The 16,819-nt window shown below is 36.4% G+C and carries 15 protein-coding genes; 11 read left to right on the forward strand and 4 right to left on the reverse strand.

Annotated features, from left to right (window positions below; genetic code table 11):
• The first annotated feature begins 8 nt into the window (after nucleotides 1-8).
• The 8 genes from DAY19_RS02685 (at nucleotide 9) to DAY19_RS02720 (ending at nucleotide 8,201) form a co-directional block, all read left to right on the forward strand.
• Nucleotides 9-1,592: a phosphoenolpyruvate carboxykinase (ATP) gene (locus DAY19_RS02685; protein ID WP_114705640.1), complete on the forward strand. Its 1,584-nt coding sequence runs from the start codon at nucleotides 9-11 to the stop codon at nucleotides 1,590-1,592.
• Complete coding sequence (locus DAY19_RS02690) at nucleotides 1,592-2,128, forward strand: CopD family protein (protein WP_114705641.1); 537 nt, start codon at nucleotides 1,592-1,594, stop codon at nucleotides 2,126-2,128. Before DAY19_RS02685 ends, DAY19_RS02690 begins: the two co-directional genes overlap by 1 nt.
• Nucleotides 2,128-2,373 (forward strand): DUF1653 domain-containing protein, encoded by a 246-nt coding sequence (locus DAY19_RS02695; RefSeq protein ID WP_114705642.1) that lies wholly within the window; start codon nucleotides 2,128-2,130, stop codon nucleotides 2,371-2,373. The genes DAY19_RS02690 and DAY19_RS02695 overlap by 1 nt, the downstream gene beginning before the upstream one ends.
• Nucleotides 2,370-3,164, forward strand: coding sequence for a 2-oxo acid dehydrogenase subunit E2 (locus tag DAY19_RS02700; RefSeq protein ID WP_114705643.1), 795 nt, complete (start codon nucleotides 2,370-2,372; stop codon nucleotides 3,162-3,164). Before DAY19_RS02695 ends, DAY19_RS02700 begins: the two co-directional genes overlap by 4 nt.
• Before the next feature lie 83 nt (nucleotides 3,165-3,247).
• Nucleotides 3,248-5,080, forward strand: a complete 1,833-nt coding sequence (locus DAY19_RS02705; protein WP_114705644.1) for a phospholipase D-like domain-containing protein — start codon at nucleotides 3,248-3,250, stop codon at nucleotides 5,078-5,080.
• An 89-nt stretch (nucleotides 5,081-5,169) separates the two neighbouring features.
• Nucleotides 5,170-5,673: a hypothetical protein gene (locus DAY19_RS02710; protein WP_114705645.1), complete on the forward strand. Its 504-nt coding sequence runs from the start codon at nucleotides 5,170-5,172 to the stop codon at nucleotides 5,671-5,673.
• 90 nt (nucleotides 5,674-5,763) lie between these two features.
• Nucleotides 5,764-6,849, forward strand: coding sequence for a CHASE3 domain-containing protein (locus tag DAY19_RS02715; RefSeq protein ID WP_114705646.1), 1,086 nt, complete (start codon nucleotides 5,764-5,766; stop codon nucleotides 6,847-6,849).
• Entirely contained in the window at nucleotides 6,849-8,201 is a 1,353-nt protein-coding gene (locus tag DAY19_RS02720; protein WP_114705647.1) for a hypothetical protein, read from the forward strand. The genes DAY19_RS02715 and DAY19_RS02720 overlap by 1 nt, the downstream gene beginning before the upstream one ends.
• A 9-nt stretch (nucleotides 8,202-8,210) precedes the next feature.
• Here the strand turns inward: DAY19_RS02720 and DAY19_RS02725 are convergent, their stop codons facing one another.
• Nucleotides 8,211-9,947 carry an ABC-F family ATP-binding cassette domain-containing protein gene (locus tag DAY19_RS02725; RefSeq protein ID WP_114705648.1) on the reverse strand — a complete coding sequence of 579 codons (1,737 nt, stop codon included), beginning with the start codon at nucleotides 9,945-9,947 and terminating at the stop codon, nucleotides 8,211-8,213.
• A gap of 65 nt (nucleotides 9,948-10,012) precedes the next feature.
• On the opposite strand from DAY19_RS02725, the gene typA reads away from it, so the two are divergent.
• The 3 genes from typA to DAY19_RS02740 all read left to right on the forward strand — a co-directional run bounded on the left by typA (nucleotide 10,013) and on the right by DAY19_RS02740 (nucleotide 12,733).
• On the forward strand, nucleotides 10,013-11,845 hold the full coding sequence (typA, locus tag DAY19_RS02730) for a translational GTPase TypA (RefSeq protein WP_114705649.1): 1,833 nt from the start codon (nucleotides 10,013-10,015) through the stop codon (nucleotides 11,843-11,845).
• Nucleotides 11,846-12,030: 185 nt separating this feature from the next.
• Nucleotides 12,031-12,297, forward strand: a complete 267-nt coding sequence (locus tag DAY19_RS02735) for a response regulator (RefSeq protein ID WP_114705650.1) — start codon at nucleotides 12,031-12,033, stop codon at nucleotides 12,295-12,297.
• The gene (locus DAY19_RS02740) at nucleotides 12,233-12,733 is read left to right on the forward strand and encodes a response regulator transcription factor (RefSeq protein ID WP_158536755.1); all 501 of its coding nucleotides are present in this window, start codon (nucleotides 12,233-12,235) and stop codon (nucleotides 12,731-12,733) included. The genes DAY19_RS02735 and DAY19_RS02740 overlap by 65 nt, the downstream gene beginning before the upstream one ends.
• On the opposite strand, the gene DAY19_RS02745 is transcribed toward DAY19_RS02740, so the two are convergent.
• Genes DAY19_RS02745 through DAY19_RS02755 form a run of 3 tightly spaced genes read right to left on the reverse strand, consistent with a single transcriptional unit; the run spans nucleotide 12,719 to nucleotide 16,766 of the window.
• The gene (locus DAY19_RS02745; protein ID WP_114705652.1) at nucleotides 12,719-13,798 is read right to left on the reverse strand and encodes a UDP-N-acetylglucosamine--N-acetylmuramyl-(pentapeptide) pyrophosphoryl-undecaprenol N-acetylglucosamine transferase; all 1,080 of its coding nucleotides are present in this window, start codon (nucleotides 13,796-13,798) and stop codon (nucleotides 12,719-12,721) included. The genes DAY19_RS02740 and DAY19_RS02745 overlap by 15 nt on opposite strands.
• 7 nt (nucleotides 13,799-13,805) lie before the next feature.
• The gene (locus tag DAY19_RS02750; RefSeq protein WP_114705653.1) at nucleotides 13,806-14,963 is read right to left on the reverse strand and encodes a BaiN/RdsA family NAD(P)/FAD-dependent oxidoreductase; all 1,158 of its coding nucleotides are present in this window, start codon (nucleotides 14,961-14,963) and stop codon (nucleotides 13,806-13,808) included.
• Nucleotides 14,964-14,969: 6 nt separating this feature from the next.
• Nucleotides 14,970-16,766 (reverse strand): DEAD/DEAH box helicase, encoded by a 1,797-nt coding sequence (locus tag DAY19_RS02755; protein ID WP_114705654.1) that lies wholly within the window; start codon nucleotides 16,764-16,766, stop codon nucleotides 14,970-14,972.
• Nucleotides 16,767-16,819: the final 53 nt, after the last annotated feature.

Genomic DNA, 16,819 nt, shown 5'->3' on the forward strand with positions numbered 1-16,819 from the left:
GATGATGTATGACTCAATTTTATGCAGACATGGGAATTAACATGGAGCGCCCAAATAATAGAATATTTGTGGACTCACCACGTAGTTTTTTAATCCAAGAAACAGTTGCTCGTGGCATTGGAAAACTTACTAAAGATGGAGCACTTGTTGTCGAGACAGGAAAGCATACGGGACGAAGCGCTAATGACCGCTATATCGTTCGCGATGAAGTTACAGAAAACACTATTTGGTGGGAAAATAACTTCAAAGAAATGACACCTGATACTTTTGCTAAGCTAAAGAGTCATATCATCAACTACCTAAATCAAGATCGTGACCTATTTATTACAGAAAGAAGTGTTGGAGCTGATGAAGTACACAATCTTGGAGCAAGACTTGTGACAACAAATCCAAATCATGCACTTTTCTCAACTCACTTATTTAGAGATAAGGTTAGAGACTTTAATGAAAATGATTTTACAATTCTTCACGCACCAGAATTACAACTAGACCCAAATGAGTTTGGTCTTCGTTCTGAAACTGCTGTTGTTACTTGCTTAAAATCAAAACTAACAATTATTGCAGGTACTCTTTATGCAGGTGAAATCAAAAAGAGTATGTTTGCGGCCATGAACTACCTTCTGCCAGAATCAAATATTATGCCGACTCACTCAGGTGCTTCACGTCTTGAAAATGGTGAAGTTTCAGTATTTTTTGGTTTATCTGGAACAGGGAAAACAACTCTTTCAACTGATGAAGGAACATTCCTAATCGGTGATGATGAACACGGAATTAGTGAAGCAGGTACATTCAACTTTGAAGGTGGTTGTTACGCAAAAACATATAAGCTTTCTAAAGAAGGTGAACCTGAAATTTATAAAGCTTCTAATCGTTTTGGTTCATTACTTGAAAACGTTATTCTTGATGAGAATACAGGACTTGTTGATTTTTATGACAAGACTCTTTCAGAGAATGGACGTGCATCATATCCTCTAGAATTCATCGAAGAATTAGAAACATCTTCACGTGGAGATATTCCTAAGCATGTATTCTTCCTATCTGCCGATGCCTTTGGTGTTCTTCCGCCAGTGGCAAAGCTTACAAAAGAACAAGCAATGTTCTATTTTGTTCTAGGATATACTGCAAAGCTTGCAGGTACAGAAATCGGTGTAAAAGAGCCAACAGCTACTTTCTCATCATGCTTTGGTGCACCTTTCATGCTTCGCCACCCAAGTGAGTACGCAAAACTTCTTGGTGAGTATATTGATAAATTAGGATTTAACGTTTGGATGGTTAACACTGGTTGGACTGGTGGTGCATACGGTACTGGACAACGTTTCCCACTTAATATCACAAGACAGATCATTAGAAATATTCAAGCAAATAATCTTGATAAAGTAGAAACAGAGCAAGACCCAATCTTTGGTCTACATATTCCAAAGATGGTTGGAGAAATTCCAAGCACGATTCTAAATCCACAGAAGTCTTGGGAAGATCAAGAAGCTTATACAAAGAAAGCTCAAGAACTTGCTGATAGCTTTCATAAGCAAATGAGTACATTTGGGAATTTCTATGAAGAAAATATCTCAGGTGCTCCAACATTTGGAAAGTAATGACTTACGAGTATTTAAAAGCTTTCCATTTAATTAGTATTGTTTGTTGGTTTGCAGGACTTTTTTATATTGTTCGCCTCTTTATTTATCATACAGAGGCACAAGACAAGTCACAAACTGAACGCGATATTTTAAGTGCACAATTTAAAATTATGTCACGTAGGCTATGGTATGGAATTACTTGGCCTGCGTGTATATTTACAATTATTTTTGGTTTAGCATTAGTTTATACGACTTATTGGCCATTAACAGGACACTACTGGCTTCACTTAAAACTGACTCTTGTACTCTTACTTTTAGTCTATCAATTTAAGTGTCATCGTATTTATAAAGACTTACAAAATAATATTTTTAAGCATTCTAGTTCTTTTCTTCGTATCTGGAATGAAGTGGCCACTCTCTTCCTCTTTGCCATTGTCTTTCTTGCAGTACTAAAAACACTACAAGGAATCTTTTATGGAATTGGAGCGATAGTAGGTCTTGCTGTGGTTCTTATGATGGCCATTAAATTTTATCGTAAAGTGAGGAAAGATTAATGAAAGACATTGTTAAGGGTGGACTATACCAACACTACAAAGGAATGAATTATATCGTACACGATACAGTGAGACATTCTGAAACACTTGAAGAATTAGTTTATTATGAATGTCTTTATGAAAACGATCTTGGAAAGCTTTGGGTAAGACCAAAAGAGATGTTTTTAGAAACTGTTATCATCGATGGTGTTGAGACACCACGCTTTAAATATATTGGTGATCAAAAGGCCAATTCCCGCCTATGAAACATATTAAGCTTAAGAAGGTAAAGCGTCTGTCTTCGTGGAGAAAAGTTTCCATCAATACTTGGAAAATGCCTGTTGACCCATCGACTTATGGACTTCTTAAGTTTAATGCCAAAAACTTTGAAAGCTTTGCAAAAGAGAATGGAGTTACACCAACTCACTTATTTACAAAAGTCATCGCACAAGTGTTTCATGAAAATCCTGAGATAAATCGAATCGTAAGAGGTGCAAACCTCTACCAACGAGAAAGTGTTGATATCTTCTTACAAGTATCTGTCGATCACAAAGGACATGATCTTTCCGGAGCGATTATTCGAGATGCCGACAAAAAGTCAGTATTTGAAATAAGAAAAGAGCTCATGGAAAGTGCTCAAAATATTAGAGACAATAAAGATAAGTCTTTTAAAAAAGTAAAAAAGATTGTCTCTCTCATTCCTAATTTCCTAACTCGTCCCCTTCTCTATTTACTTGATCTTGCAATGTATCGATTCAATTTCTACTCACCGCTATTTGGTGTAAAGAATGACCCGTTTGGCTCATGTATGATTACAAGTGTAGGAAATTTTGGTGCCGAGTTTGCATTTGCTCCTATCCCAACGATATCTCATGTACCAATAGTTCTGAGCTTATTTAAAGTTAAAAATGAGCCTATTGTAGAAGATGACAAGGTCATCATACAGAAAACACTTAGCGTTGGTGTAACTCTAGATCACCGAATTATTGATGGAGTTTATGCCAGTCGAATTATTGCAGGCATTAAAAAGTATGTGGAAAGTCCACAACTACTTTAAATTACATCTGTCTTCCAATTAAACGGCCCAGTAGAATTTTCAAACTTCAATAAAAAACCACGAGTCTCACTTAAACTATATCTATGTTAAAAAAGAGCCTCATTCTATTAAGCTTAGCTTCGTCAGTAATGGCCCAGATCCCTTTTGGCGATACTCCTTATGTTATCGATCTTTCTTCTAGTGAAAGAGATAATTACATATACGAAAAAGACTCTTACGGACGTCTACAAAACTCACAATGGTATGAGCTAACTTGGTATAAACTTCAAACCGATTTTAAAATAGATATTGATAAATATATTGAATTCTATAATGGCCAAACTTTTAATGAGGCGAAAATCAACTATTATTCTCAATTCGATTTTTCAAAAGAAGAAAGATTCCATTTAACAGATACTAGACCTCTTAGAGAATGGGGATTCTTAAATCATCCACCATTGCTAGAAAAACTAGATAATTTATCGAAGTTTTCAAAGAACTATCATCAAATTGATTATAAGAACTTAAATCATAGATTTTTCACTGAAAGCTTTAACAAGAAAATGGATAAAGTTTCAAAGTCTGAATTGAGTTTTGGAAATAAGATAGAAGTTCTAGAAAATACAAATTCATATCAGAGGAAATTAAGTCTAATCAAAAATGCTAAAGATGAGATCCTTATGTCATCGTTAAGCTTTGTCTGTGATTCATCTGTAAAGGTTCTTGTTAGCGAACTTATTAAAGCAAAGAACAGAGGCGTTGAAGTTTATGCAATGGATGACAGTATGATGTCTAAGCTCCTTGGTCATAGTGAATGCCCAAAGAGACTTAAAAAAGCCGGAGTACAATTCATCAGGGCAAATGATTTTTGGCGCCATGAGGGAAGAACAGTTTATCACCACAAGAAATTGATTATAGATGGAGAGATCGCAATAGTTGGAGGACAAAATCAACTCAATGCAGATAATCTTTCAATGGGAACAGACTTTAAAAACAAAGATATCGATATTCTCATAGAGGGACCGATGGTTACTGATATTGCTATTGGCTTTTTAAAAGACTGGCAATATTTTAAAAAGAAGAAAACACGCCCAATTAGAGACCACAAAAGGCGTATAGTAAGGTACACAGGAAAAGATATTCACAATCTTTCTCATAAGCTTAGTATGTATGAAACGAAAAGAGATGAAGAAAGATTACTTCAAAAGCGCGGTCAAGAGTATTACAGAGAAATTCTTAATGATTCAGATAGAAGAATGAAAGGAGTATGTCGCTTCATTCAACAATCACCATATGAGAATCAAAGAAATATTGGAGAGGCTTATCTTCTGGCACTGGATAATACAAAGAACTACCTAGGTATTATGGACCCAATTCGAACAGACACATACTACCCTTCTGTTTTTAAGGATGCTCCATTCATTGAGAAGCTCGATTCATTTAAAATGTTTAATAAACTACATTTTAAAGTTAAGAGTTTACAAGAAAGAGGGCTACCAGTTGACTTCATTACAACAGGAACAGATATGACTGGTAATGAGATCATCGACTTCAAAAATCAAGAAATAAGAAAGTTATTAGAAGATTATGATTTATCTGAAAAAAAACGAAATAAGAAAATAAAAAAGAAAGTCAAAAGTATTGATAAGTGGAATGACTATTTTGGAGTTGCACACTTTAATAATCTAATTAATGACTACGCAAAATATGATACAACGAACGTATGGCTTCATTTAAGCTTTCTTCATTCAAAAGTATTCTATTTTGATCGCATTTTATCAAGTATTGGAAGCTATAACTTTCAACATAATGCCACAGACCACTCTTATGAAAATACAATCCTTTGCCTTGATGAGCAGCTTAATAAAGAGCTAGACGAGGTTTTTGTAAGGGATATGGCCAACTCTGTTCCTCTTAAATTTAATAAAATCAAATAATATCCGATAAATTAGTCGTACTAATACTTTCATGGGTGGAAAGGATGAATAGATTAAGGATATTATTTATTATAGGATTATATTTTTCTATGTTTTCAACGAGCGTCTCAGCAATGACTATCGACCTCGGGAGAAGCTTCTTTCCTAAAAAAGACATTATTATCGATGCAGATTCACCAAATGAGATCACTGTTAAATACAAACTACGATACTATATCAGTGACGGTTGTGCGTACGATATTGTGACATCTTACAAGCTTGGTGGATGCCCTCGAAAAAAATATAAGACCTATGAAGAAGATAGTAAGTATATTTTAAAAATCGACAAATCAAGTGCTAAAGCTGGCCATGGAGCCCAGGTTCTTCGTCTTTCTGTAAAACAAAAAGAGCGCGGCTCTTTCGATATTATTCCAGTTGTTGAAATCTTAGAAGGAAATGAGGATACCATATCTCATGATGACCCATGGTTTGGAGCAGCTGAAGTTAAATTAAAGTCAAGAGATCGTGTTGTAAACGAAACAAGAGAAAACCTCAAAAAATCACCTCAACAATACAGCGGCGAGAAGGCCAGAGAAACGGCAATAAGCCAGTAATATTAAAAACTTACATTCCGACAACTCCTCTCAAGTTCTGTCTAACTCCTTCCGATAAGCCAAGGGAGTATTAGAGAGAAGGAACTAATTGTGAAGAGACAAAATTCAAGAAATCGACTGAGGTTTGCTAACGTCATCTCAAAGATTAGCGTACTTAGTTGTATATTAATTTCCCAAGTAACAAGTGCAAATAGCAGTACTGACTTCATTCAACAAATTGTTGATGGACATTCATATAGAAAAGAGAATGTACACGGTAGTCAAATTAATGTTCTTGAATCAACTGCATATCAAAGAAACTATTATCTTCACTTAAGAAAGCTCTTACAAAATAGAATCATTCAAGTAGTAAGTCCTTATATTGAAGAACAAAATCAACTAGCGGCCCTTATTGAAAGTGGTAATGCTACTCAAGAACAAAGATCGAGACTCGCACAAATTGAGCAAAAAATAGAGTCTATCAAAAGTAGAGACTACGTATTAAATCTACACCAAGAAATCAAAGAGTATGAAGATCAGAATATGGATTATTATTGTTACGATAATCAAAAAACGACATTAAGGCTCATGAAAGGTGAAGACTTTGATGTGCGTTGTATTGATAATCAAAGTGCACAAAGAATCGTAGATGTTGCAACTAATGATCCTCAAAAGGCTAACGAGATAAGTGTAGAGACATCATCTGGTAAAGCTCCTCAACCAGAAGGAAAGCTTTATTTCTGTTATCAAAGAGATAAAAGCATTCTTACAAAATCAAAGAGCTGTAATCCTAAAAAAGTCAGATTAACTGATGATGAACTTGAAAAAGTTGGTAAGTCGAATTGTTATCCAATTAATCAAAACTATACATATAACGAAGCAGATGGTTTCACACCAATTGCTAGGCTATATTCTCGATGTCGTGATGAGATTTGTACAAATGCAACAGATCAAATAGACTTCGAAAACTTTCAAATGATTTCATTCTCACAAAATCAAGCTGGTCAATGCTTAAATGACAATAGTGAGTCTAGAGTTTGTGCACAAACTTATACATGCCAAAACAAAACATACCAAGTTACTTGTCAATTTGATGATGAAAAACCAGTTGATAATAACAAATGTAATGTTCAATCAATTAATGAAGATACAATTATGAATAAATGTACAATTGTTGAATTAGGAACGGAGGTGTAATGATGAAATGGTTAATCGCATCTCTGTTATTTATCAATACAACATTGGCCCTAACTGTACCTAAGGTTTACAACACAGGTAAGCTTATAAACGTAACTAAGGACCATTACTTAATACAAACTAAATCAAAGAAAATGATTAAGGTAAAACCATTTTTGAAAAAACCAAAAATTGGTGTTCAAATTAGTTATCCGGTTTCAAACACTGAAATCAAGGTTGATAAAGGCTTTATCCAACAACACGCCTTGAAAATGTTGTCACAAGAAGAATACACGTCTGACATTATAGAAGCCTATCTTCAAACCTTATCTGATATATCAAAGAACGGGTTATACAAACAAGAAAGTACTACTGGTTCAATGTATTCATCATTGTTCTTAGATATGTTAGCTCCTAAACTTTGTGCTCATGAGAGTAGTTGCGATAATATGTGCTACTTTGGAGGTTGGGCATCAACGAGAAAAGGAGGCTACTGCCAGGCTCCTTGGAAAACAAAGAATGATGCAAAAGTGAAAGCTGTTGATAATGAAGTATATTCAAGAGACTACAGCTGTGGTGGTAAGAACCGTTTTCGTTGTAACCCAAAGATCTTCGGTCCATATGACTCTAGCTTAGATCCGGTACAAATGGTTGATACAAGTGATTCGAAAAGAAACTCTGCCGCAGGTATATGTATAAAGGTTAGAGGCTCATATAAGTATGCAACAGCACAATGTTTAGAGGCTTCGTCAAAGATACCAAATTTCAAAGAAGCACTTAGAGAACGCTATAATAACAATAAAGAAACATTTGAGCGCATTATTGATAACGTAAATTGTTTCTGTGATGCTCAAAAGACTGATAAGAGAGAGTTTAGTTGTAACGCTCTTAGATCGCGTTTATCTAAAATCTTTGAAGAAGAAAAAGAAGTTGTGGAAGTTGCTCCTGAAGTAGAAGAAGTTCAAGAAGCGCAGGAAGTTGCCACACCTGCGATAAAGGCGATCCCACCACCTAGAGGTGATAAATCAATTCCAATTCCTCGTGATGATGACGGAAAAGAAGAATTCGTACTTGATGAGCAAGAAGAAGAGCCTCTTCCTGAAGATCTTATCTACTATAATTGTAACTTCACTGATACAAAGAATCTTTTTAAAGGAAAGAATGCTCAATGTGCAAATAAAGGTGTTTGCTTAAAGAAAGTAACCTGTGAATCTTATTCAAAAGAGAAAAAGCAATACGATATTAAAGCAAAAATACTAGCATATTGTTCATGTGATGAGAGTGATGCCACAGAATGTGCTAATGCTATAGCAGATAAAGCCGTTGTGACTGAGAAGGATAATTCTCAAAGCACTGAATCAACACAACAATAATTACAATAATTACAATAATTCTAATAATTCATCTATTTTTGCATTAACTAGCTCGAGCTCATGGCCCGCGCTAGTTATTGCATCGGTATCACCTGCTGCTGAAGCATTTTGAATCTTTTCTTCTAACACAGATTGATACTTCTCTAGAGTTTCAATCTGGGCCATAACTTCTTCCTCGCGATACTTATTTCCGCTAGAAGTCTCTTGTGTTTTTTCTGGCTTTTTCTCTTTTTCAACGGCCTTCTTTTCTTTCTTTGTCTGAGGAGTTTCCTCCCATCCAATCTTTTCTAAGAATTCATCGTATGTACCTTCAAAGAACTCCGCCCCATCCTGTCTAAAAATAACAAGCTTATTTACACATGACCTAAGTAGATCCTCATTATGGGTTACGATCAGACATGCGCCGTCGTATTCATTAATAGCTTCACCTAGAGAGTCAATACTCTCCATATCCAAGTGATTTGTTGGCTCATCTAAAAAGAGCAGGTTCGTTTTCTGGGCCAAGATCTTCCCAAGCATTACTCTGGCCTTTTCTCCCCCTGATAAAACAGAAATCTTCTTATCAGAATCCTCTCCAGTAAATAGCATTGTTCCCGCAATTGCTTTTACTCTAGTGATATTTAGATCAGTATTTACTTCCTGAATCTCTTGAGTAATTGAATTTTCAGGATGTAGCCTTTGGACATTAGTTTGACCAAAGTGACCTAGAGCAAGACTTGGATGCTCCCAAATCTCTCCTGTGCGCTCCTTTAGCTCGTGGGATAAAACATTTAATAGTGTCGACTTCCCTTTTCCATTTTTTCCAATAATTCCAATACGATCTTCACGATCGACTTCAAAAGTCACACCTGAAAATAAGTTCTCTTCAGTGTAGCCGAAACTTAGATTCTTAACTTTCATAATCTGCTTTCCAGGACATGGAGTATGATTAAAAGAAAAGTCTAAATCAGCGATCTTATCAAGTTGCTGCATATCCTGCATTTTCTCAATGGCCTTAAGTCGAGACTGGGCCTGAGAAGCACCCCTTGCACTTACGCGGTATTTATCCACGTAATCCATCATATGCTTTATCTTCTTTTCTTGATTTATACGTGTTTGCTCGTAAACAATTTCATCTTGTTCCAATTGCTCATAATATTTCTTTGTTTGACCTTTTATTTTTCGAAGCTTTCCACGATGAACACCCATCGTATGTGTTGTCACTGAATCCATAAATGAACGGTCGTGAGTGATGAGAATAACTTCTCCGTTAAAAGACTTGAGAAATGACCTTAGCCATTGGAGGGAGACAATATCGAGGTAATTTGTAGGCTCATCTAAGAGCAAACAATTGGGTTCAGTTAATAAAGTTTTCACTAAATTGATACGAATCTGGTATCCACCGGAAAAACTTTGGGGATCTTTTTCAAAATCTTCATCTGAAAAACCAAGCCCTGTAAGTAATTTCTCCGCTCGATAAGTCTCATATTTAAACTCTGGGCCTAAAGCAGACATACACTCATCCACAACACTTTTGTGAGTGAAGTGAATATGCTGATCTAAGGTACCGATTTTATAAGACTTTGGTATCTTCACATCACCACTATCATAGGGCTCGACGCCAGTGATGATTTTAAACAAAGTCGATTTACCTGTTCCATTTCTACCAACTAGGCCGATTATTTCACCACTTCCAAGAGAAAACGTCACTTCTTCAAAAAGCGTTCGGCCACCAAAAGATTTAGTTACATTTACAAGCTGAATCATATATATTGTGTAACAAATAAATTCATTATTAGAAAGTAGATTAGACAGACAGGAAAGGGCACAAAATGAGTCAATTTGAGAAATTAAAAAATATCGCAGTAGTTGCGCACGTTGACCACGGTAAAACGACGATGGTTGATGAAATCTTAAAACAATCAAACACTTTTGAAGAAAGAGCTGAGATTGTAGAAAGAGTTATGGACTCTGGTGAAATCGAAAAAGAGCGTGGGATTACGATCACTGCAAAAAACTGTTCTTTCTTTTATAAAGATACAAAGATTAACCTACTTGATACTCCAGGCCACGCGGACTTTGGTGGTGAAGTAGAAAGATCTCTTATGATGGTTGATGGTGTACTTCTTCTCGTTGATGCTTCAGAAGGTCCTCTTCCACAAACTCGTTTCGTACTAAGAAAAGCGCTTTCTCGTGGTCTTAAGGTTGCAGTTATTATTAATAAGGTTGACCGTCCAGATCAAAGAATTGATGAAGTTAGAGGTGAATGTGAAGACCTACTACTTGAGATTGCAACAGAGCTAGAAGTTGAAGACTTTGATATTGATATTCCATTCATTTATGCATCAGCTAAAAATGGTTGGGCAGCAATGGAGCCAGGAGTTGTTCGCGAAGATATGATTCCTGTTCTAGACTTCATGGTTTCGGATTACTTCCCAGAACCAAAACAAGACATCGAAGCTCCACTGCAACTTCTTGTATCAAACCTTACATATTCTAAATTCCTAGGACAACAATTCGTAGGGCGTATTCACCAAGGAAAGATTGTTAAGAACCAACAATTTACTTGTATTGGTGCTGACAAATCAAAGAACTTTAAAGTTTCAAATATCCAAACTTATTCAGGACTTCAAACTGTAGAGGTTAACGAAGCTCATGCAGGTGAGATTGTAATCTGTGCTGGTATTGAAGAAGTTCATATTGGAGATACAATCACTCCAACAACTGATCAAAATCCACTAGAGAGAATTGAAGTTGAACCACCAACAGTTGCTGTTAACGTTTCCGTTTCAACATCTCCAATGAGTGGTCAAGAAGGTGAATACCTTACTTCAAGAAAGCTTGAAGAATTCTTACAAGATGCTTGTCGTCTAAATGTTGCTCTTAAATATGAAGCAACTGACGATGCAAAAGTATATAAGCTAAAAGGACGTGGAGAGCTTCAAATCGCTATCGTTTTTGAAGAGCTTAGACGTAAAGGATTTGAGCTAATGGTTTCAAGACCAGAAGTACTTTTCCAAGAAATAGATGGTGAGAAACATGAGCCGTATGAACTTGCTGTTCTTGATGTTCCTGATGATTTCACAGGTGTTGTAACAGAGAAGCTTTCAATTAGAAAAGGGATCATGTCTTCAATGATGCCAATTGGTGAAGGTCGTACAAGAATTGAATTTGAAATTCCATCACGTGGTCTAATTGGTTACCGTGGTGCTTTCATGACAGATACTCGTGGTGAAGGAATCCTTTCTACTGAATTTCTAGGTTACCGTCCATACGCTGGTGATATGCTTGCTCGTCAAAATGGTGCAATCATCTCAGATAGAGCTGGTAAGGTTACTGGATACGCAATCTTTAACCTACTCAACAATGGTGAGTTCTTTGTTGAACCTGGTGATATGGTTTACGAAGGAATGGTTATTGGTGAGAGCAAGAAAGAAAACGACGCTAACGTAAATATCTGTCGTGGTAAGCAACTTACATCAGTTCGTACAGCAGGTAAGGATGAAAATATTATTCTTCCTCCAGTAAGACCTAGAACTCTTGAGTGGGCCCTAGACTGGATTGATAATGATGAATGGGTTGAGATTACTCCTCAAAATGTTCGTATCAGAAAGAAAGAACTTGCTGCAAATAAGCGTTCTGTAGTTAGAAAAGAAAAGAAATAAGTTCAAAATACTACTTAAGAGGCCTCTATAAGCCCTTTTTAGAGGCCTTTTAAGTAATTAATATCATAGAGAATTTTAAAATTTCTCCCAAGAAACGCACTGCACATATATTCATATTATTGACGACGCCCCCTCTCATCCTATAAAATCAATATGTTATTGATGAAAACTAAAGAAGTTGAATTATGTCTAGATTAAGCCGATTAAAGAAACCACATGTAACTATTGTCGACGATGACTCTGATAACTTAGAAAATTATCAAGACCTTTTGGAAGATGATTTTGATCTACAGTTAATTCAAAGACCTCTCGAACTACTTACTTTTCTAAACACTAACAAAACTGACATTATGGTTCTTGACCTTCATATGCCAGAACTAAATGGTTTTGAACTTTACGAAAAAGCGCGACTTCTTGCCAAAGAAGACTCCTGTTATTTTCTTAACAGGTGACCCATCAGAAGAAGCTTGTGTTAAGGGCCTTCAAATTGGAGCAGAGGACTTTATTGTAAAACCTGTAACGATCAATGAGTTAATTGCTCGTATCAAAAATAAAGTTGAAGCAAAGAAGAATCGTCACCGTCGTAAAAAGAAGAATGAAATTAGATTTGAAGAGCAAGGCTTTAATATCGATCTTGACCAGCAATTAGTGTATCTAAATGAAAAAGAAGTTAAACTGACTTCAACAGAATATAAGATTATTACGCTATTGGCTTCTAATCCAAGTAAAGTTTTTCCAAAAGAGCATATCTCTCAAGTCGTTTGGGCCGAAAGCAATAACAACGCCCAAAATATTGATACTCACCTATCAAACTTACGACGCAAGCTAAAACCGTTTTCAGAATATATTAAAACAATAAAATCTCGTGGAGTCCTACTTAGACTGTAGGACTTCATCTAGAATAATTTGAGTTGCATGTTCACGGTCCTGTGGAACACTCGAGCTTGGAATCTTTTTGAGCTCTTCTTCGATTGAACAATTCTTAAATTCATCTTCCTCAATAACAATGGAGCCTAATACGCGATGTGCTTCCATGGCATTGTGATATTGTTCATTCTTTTGAGCAATTTTTAATGGAATAAAAAGACTTGGTTTTCCAAGAGCAATAAGCTCGGCAACTGTACCAGCACCAGAGCGCGAAATGATGTAGCGAGAAGCTTTCATTAGATCTGGCATTTCATCACCTAAGAAGGCCAAAGGTATATAGGTTTTACTACGAAGAGACTTGAATTCATCGATAGACTGACTACCAACTTGATGAATGACTGTGAATTTTTCACATAATGAGTCTAAGTTCTCTTTGATTTTATCATTAAGTAATTTTGAGCCATTTCCTCCACCAGTAACAAATAGGATTGGCAGAGCAGGATTTTTTAATTCAACGCCTTCAAAAGTACGAATATTGAGCTGAGTTGTTTTAAACTCTTCTCTTACTGGATAACCAGAATATCGAACCTTATCTTTTGGGAAATACTTTAAGGAATCTTTGAAGCTTACAAAAACGCGATAAGCAAAAATCGATGCGATCTTATTTGCAAGACCAACACGTGATGTTTGTTCATGGACTATTATTTTATAACCAAGAACTTTTCCGGCCATGACAGTGGGAACACTAACAAAGCCTCCCATCGACACAATAGTACTGGCACGAGAACGTAGTAGAAGTAGATGAATAAAAGATTGAAATAGACCTATTATTAAACGAAAAATATCTGTGAGATTTTGAAAATCTATATATCTTCTAAGCTTACCAGTAGAGACTCCAATATAGCGATCAACCTTACCTCTTGTCAGATTTGATTCAATCCCTTTATAAGATCCAAAATACACTACTTTGATATTTGATTTTCTTATTTCACTAATTAGAGTTAGTGCTGGAACAACATGTCCCCCACTTCCACCACCAGTGAATACAACGGCCTTTTTATTTCTATCAATTAATTCATTTTGCATGCATTAATTATACATACTTTGCAGCTACATAGCCAGAAGACCAGGCCCACTGGAAATTGTATCCACCAAGAAGTCCTGTTACATCAAGAACTTCACCTATAAAGAAGAGATTTTTTTGAAGTCGACTCTCCATTGTTTTTGAACTTACTTGATTTGTATCAACTCCACCACGTGTTACTTCGGCCTTACGATAACCTTCTGTACCGCTAGGGATAAATTCCCAATGATGAAATACTTTAACTAAAAGCTCTTTTTGATCACCCGATAGCTCGGCACATTTTCGGTTAAGAGGTAGCTTAAATAATTTTAACCACTCTTCAACAAAGCGAATTGGAAGCTCTTCTTTTAGAGCATTAAGAAGTGTCTTCTTATTTTTATCTTTTAGGATTTGGTAAATATCAGACTTAGGTAAGAAGTTAATCTTTACTTTACTCTTAGACTCCCAATAGAGAGAGGCTTTTAAAATCGATGGCCCACTTAGTCCCTTATGTGTCCATAGGATATTTTCGAGGAATTTCTTATTACCGACACATACCTCAGATTCAATAGCAACACCTGCTAAGTTCTTTAAGACATTCTCTAAAGTAAATGGAACAAGAGCTGGTGTTGTTTCAACCATTTTGTGTCCAAACTGCTTTGCGATACGATAACCAATATCAGTGGCCCCTAATCCAGGAAATGAAAGTCCTCCGGTGGCAACGACTAGGCTATCTGCTTGGAAAGAATCTCCATTAGTAAGACTAACTTTATAGTAGTCTTCATAAGATACCTCATTCACTCGACTACTAACCTTTAACTCACAATTTGAAGGAATTGATTTCAAAAGTCCTTCCAATATTCCTCGTGACTTTTGGTCGCAAAATAATTGGCCAAGTGTTTTTTCATTATATGTTAAATTCAATTCGGAGATAAAAGAAATAAAATCCCAATTCGTATACTGGCTTAAAGCAGATTTACAAAAATGAGGATTTTGAGAAACGTAGAAATTTGGTGTGATATCAAGATTTGTAAAATTACAACGTCCACCACCAGAGACTAAGATCTTCTTTCCAGGGCCTTTGGCACCTTCAAGAATTAATACCTTTCGCCCTCTTTTGGCAGCATGGATGCCACAGAATAAACCTGCAGCACCCGCACCAATAATTATGACATCATATTTACTCATATTTAATTAATAACGGCTTTGACGAGAACTTCCTCTACTTCCACCGTTTGAAGAGCGTTTGTTGCCCCAGCTTTCATTTCCGCCACGACTTCCACTGCGACCGCTACGACCACCACGATTTCCACCGCGTCCGCCACGATCTCCGCCGCGACCACCGCGTCCACCACGATCTCCACCACGCTCACGAGTAGCTTCAAATCTTAGCTTTTTATTTCCAATGAAAACCTGCTCTTGTCCATCAATTAGAAGCTTACCTGTTTCAAAAGGAATATCAACAAAAGAGAATTTATCCTTAAGTTGAACATTACGGATTCTTCTTTGATCAATATTTAGCTCACCTGCGATTGCATCTAAGAAAGACTTAATCTGAGCACCGTCTTCACGTCCGTAATTTACGAAACAACGAATATTACCACGAGCATCAGCTCTTACTTCTCCACGAGGTCCACTTGCTCTTTCGCCACGGCCCTTTGGCTCAAGGTCGATTGTCGGGTTCATTTCAAAGCGCTTTAAGTTATCCGCAAATAGAGACTTGTACATTGCTCTTAGAACTTGTTCTTTTTCAAGATGATCGAAGTTCTCCGCAAAAGTTGCAAAAGAATCATCAAGATCGTCACTTTCCTCTAATTCTTCAAAAATCTCAGCAAAGTGATTAAGCTTACGACGTACCATCGCACCTTTAAGAGTATCAACAGAAGGGATTCTCTCTCTTTCAATCTTTGCTTTTGTTAGTCTCTCAAGTGCTGAAATCTTTCTTATTTCACTTGGTGAAACAACAGAAAGTGCTAAACCTTTCTGACCAGCACGACCTGTACGACCAATTCTGTGAACATAAGATTCAAGATCTTGTGGTAGTCCAAAGTTGAATACGTGAGTTAAGTGATCAACATCAATTCCACGAGCAGCAACATCTGTACAAACAAGAAGTTTTACTTTCTTATTTTTAAACTTCTTCATCGTCACATCGCGATGCTTTTGATCCATGTCACCATGAAGAGAGTCTGCAAGATAACCTCTTAGGTTTAGCTCATCACAAAGAGAGCTTGCTTCAATTTTTGTCTTAGTGAAAATGATCCCGTAGTAGTCTTCAACAGCATCAAGAAGACGACAAACTGCTTCACGCATATATTGATCACGAACAAGATAGAACTTCTGAGTGATATTATCATTTGATAAAGTCTTCTTCTTAACTCTTACTATTTCTGGGTTATCCAGGTAATTCTTAATAAGATCAAGAATTGCCGGTGGCATTGTTGCTGAGAACATCCACGTTTTCTTATTTTCCGCTTGTGCTAAAATTTCCTTAACATCATCAAGGAAGCCCATATCTAGCATTTCATCTGCTTCATCAAGAACAGCATAATTAACTTCAGAAAGCTTTAGAACACGTCTTCTAATAAGATCAAGAACACGCCCAGGTGTTCCAACTACGATCTGAGGCTTAATCTTTTTTAAGTTTCTAATTTGATTATCAATTGATGTCCCACCATATACAGACATCGTCTTAATATTGTCATGTGTTGATAATTTTTTAATTTCATCACAAATTTGATTTGCAAGCTCTCTCGTTGGAGAAAGAATAATTGCTTGAATCGACTTACTATTAGTATCTAATAAGTGTAGAAGCGGAAGTGAAAAGGCCGCTGTTTTACCAGTTCCAGTTTGGGCCTGACCAACAAAGTCAGTGTTCTTTTCGATTAGTAGTGGAATTGCTTGAGACTGGATATCTGTAGCAGTTTCGAACCCTCTCTCTTCGAGTGCACGAAGCAGCGATTCCTTAAGTGGAATTTCGTTAAAATTCAATTTTGACTCCTTAAACGCAAGCCTAGAATGCAGGCCACGGATGTATTGCTCTC

The sequence above is a fragment of the Halobacteriovorax vibrionivorans genome, from assembly GCF_003346865.1.
GTDB lineage: Bacteria > Bdellovibrionota > Bacteriovoracia > Bacteriovoracales > Bacteriovoracaceae > Halobacteriovorax_A > Halobacteriovorax_A vibrionivorans.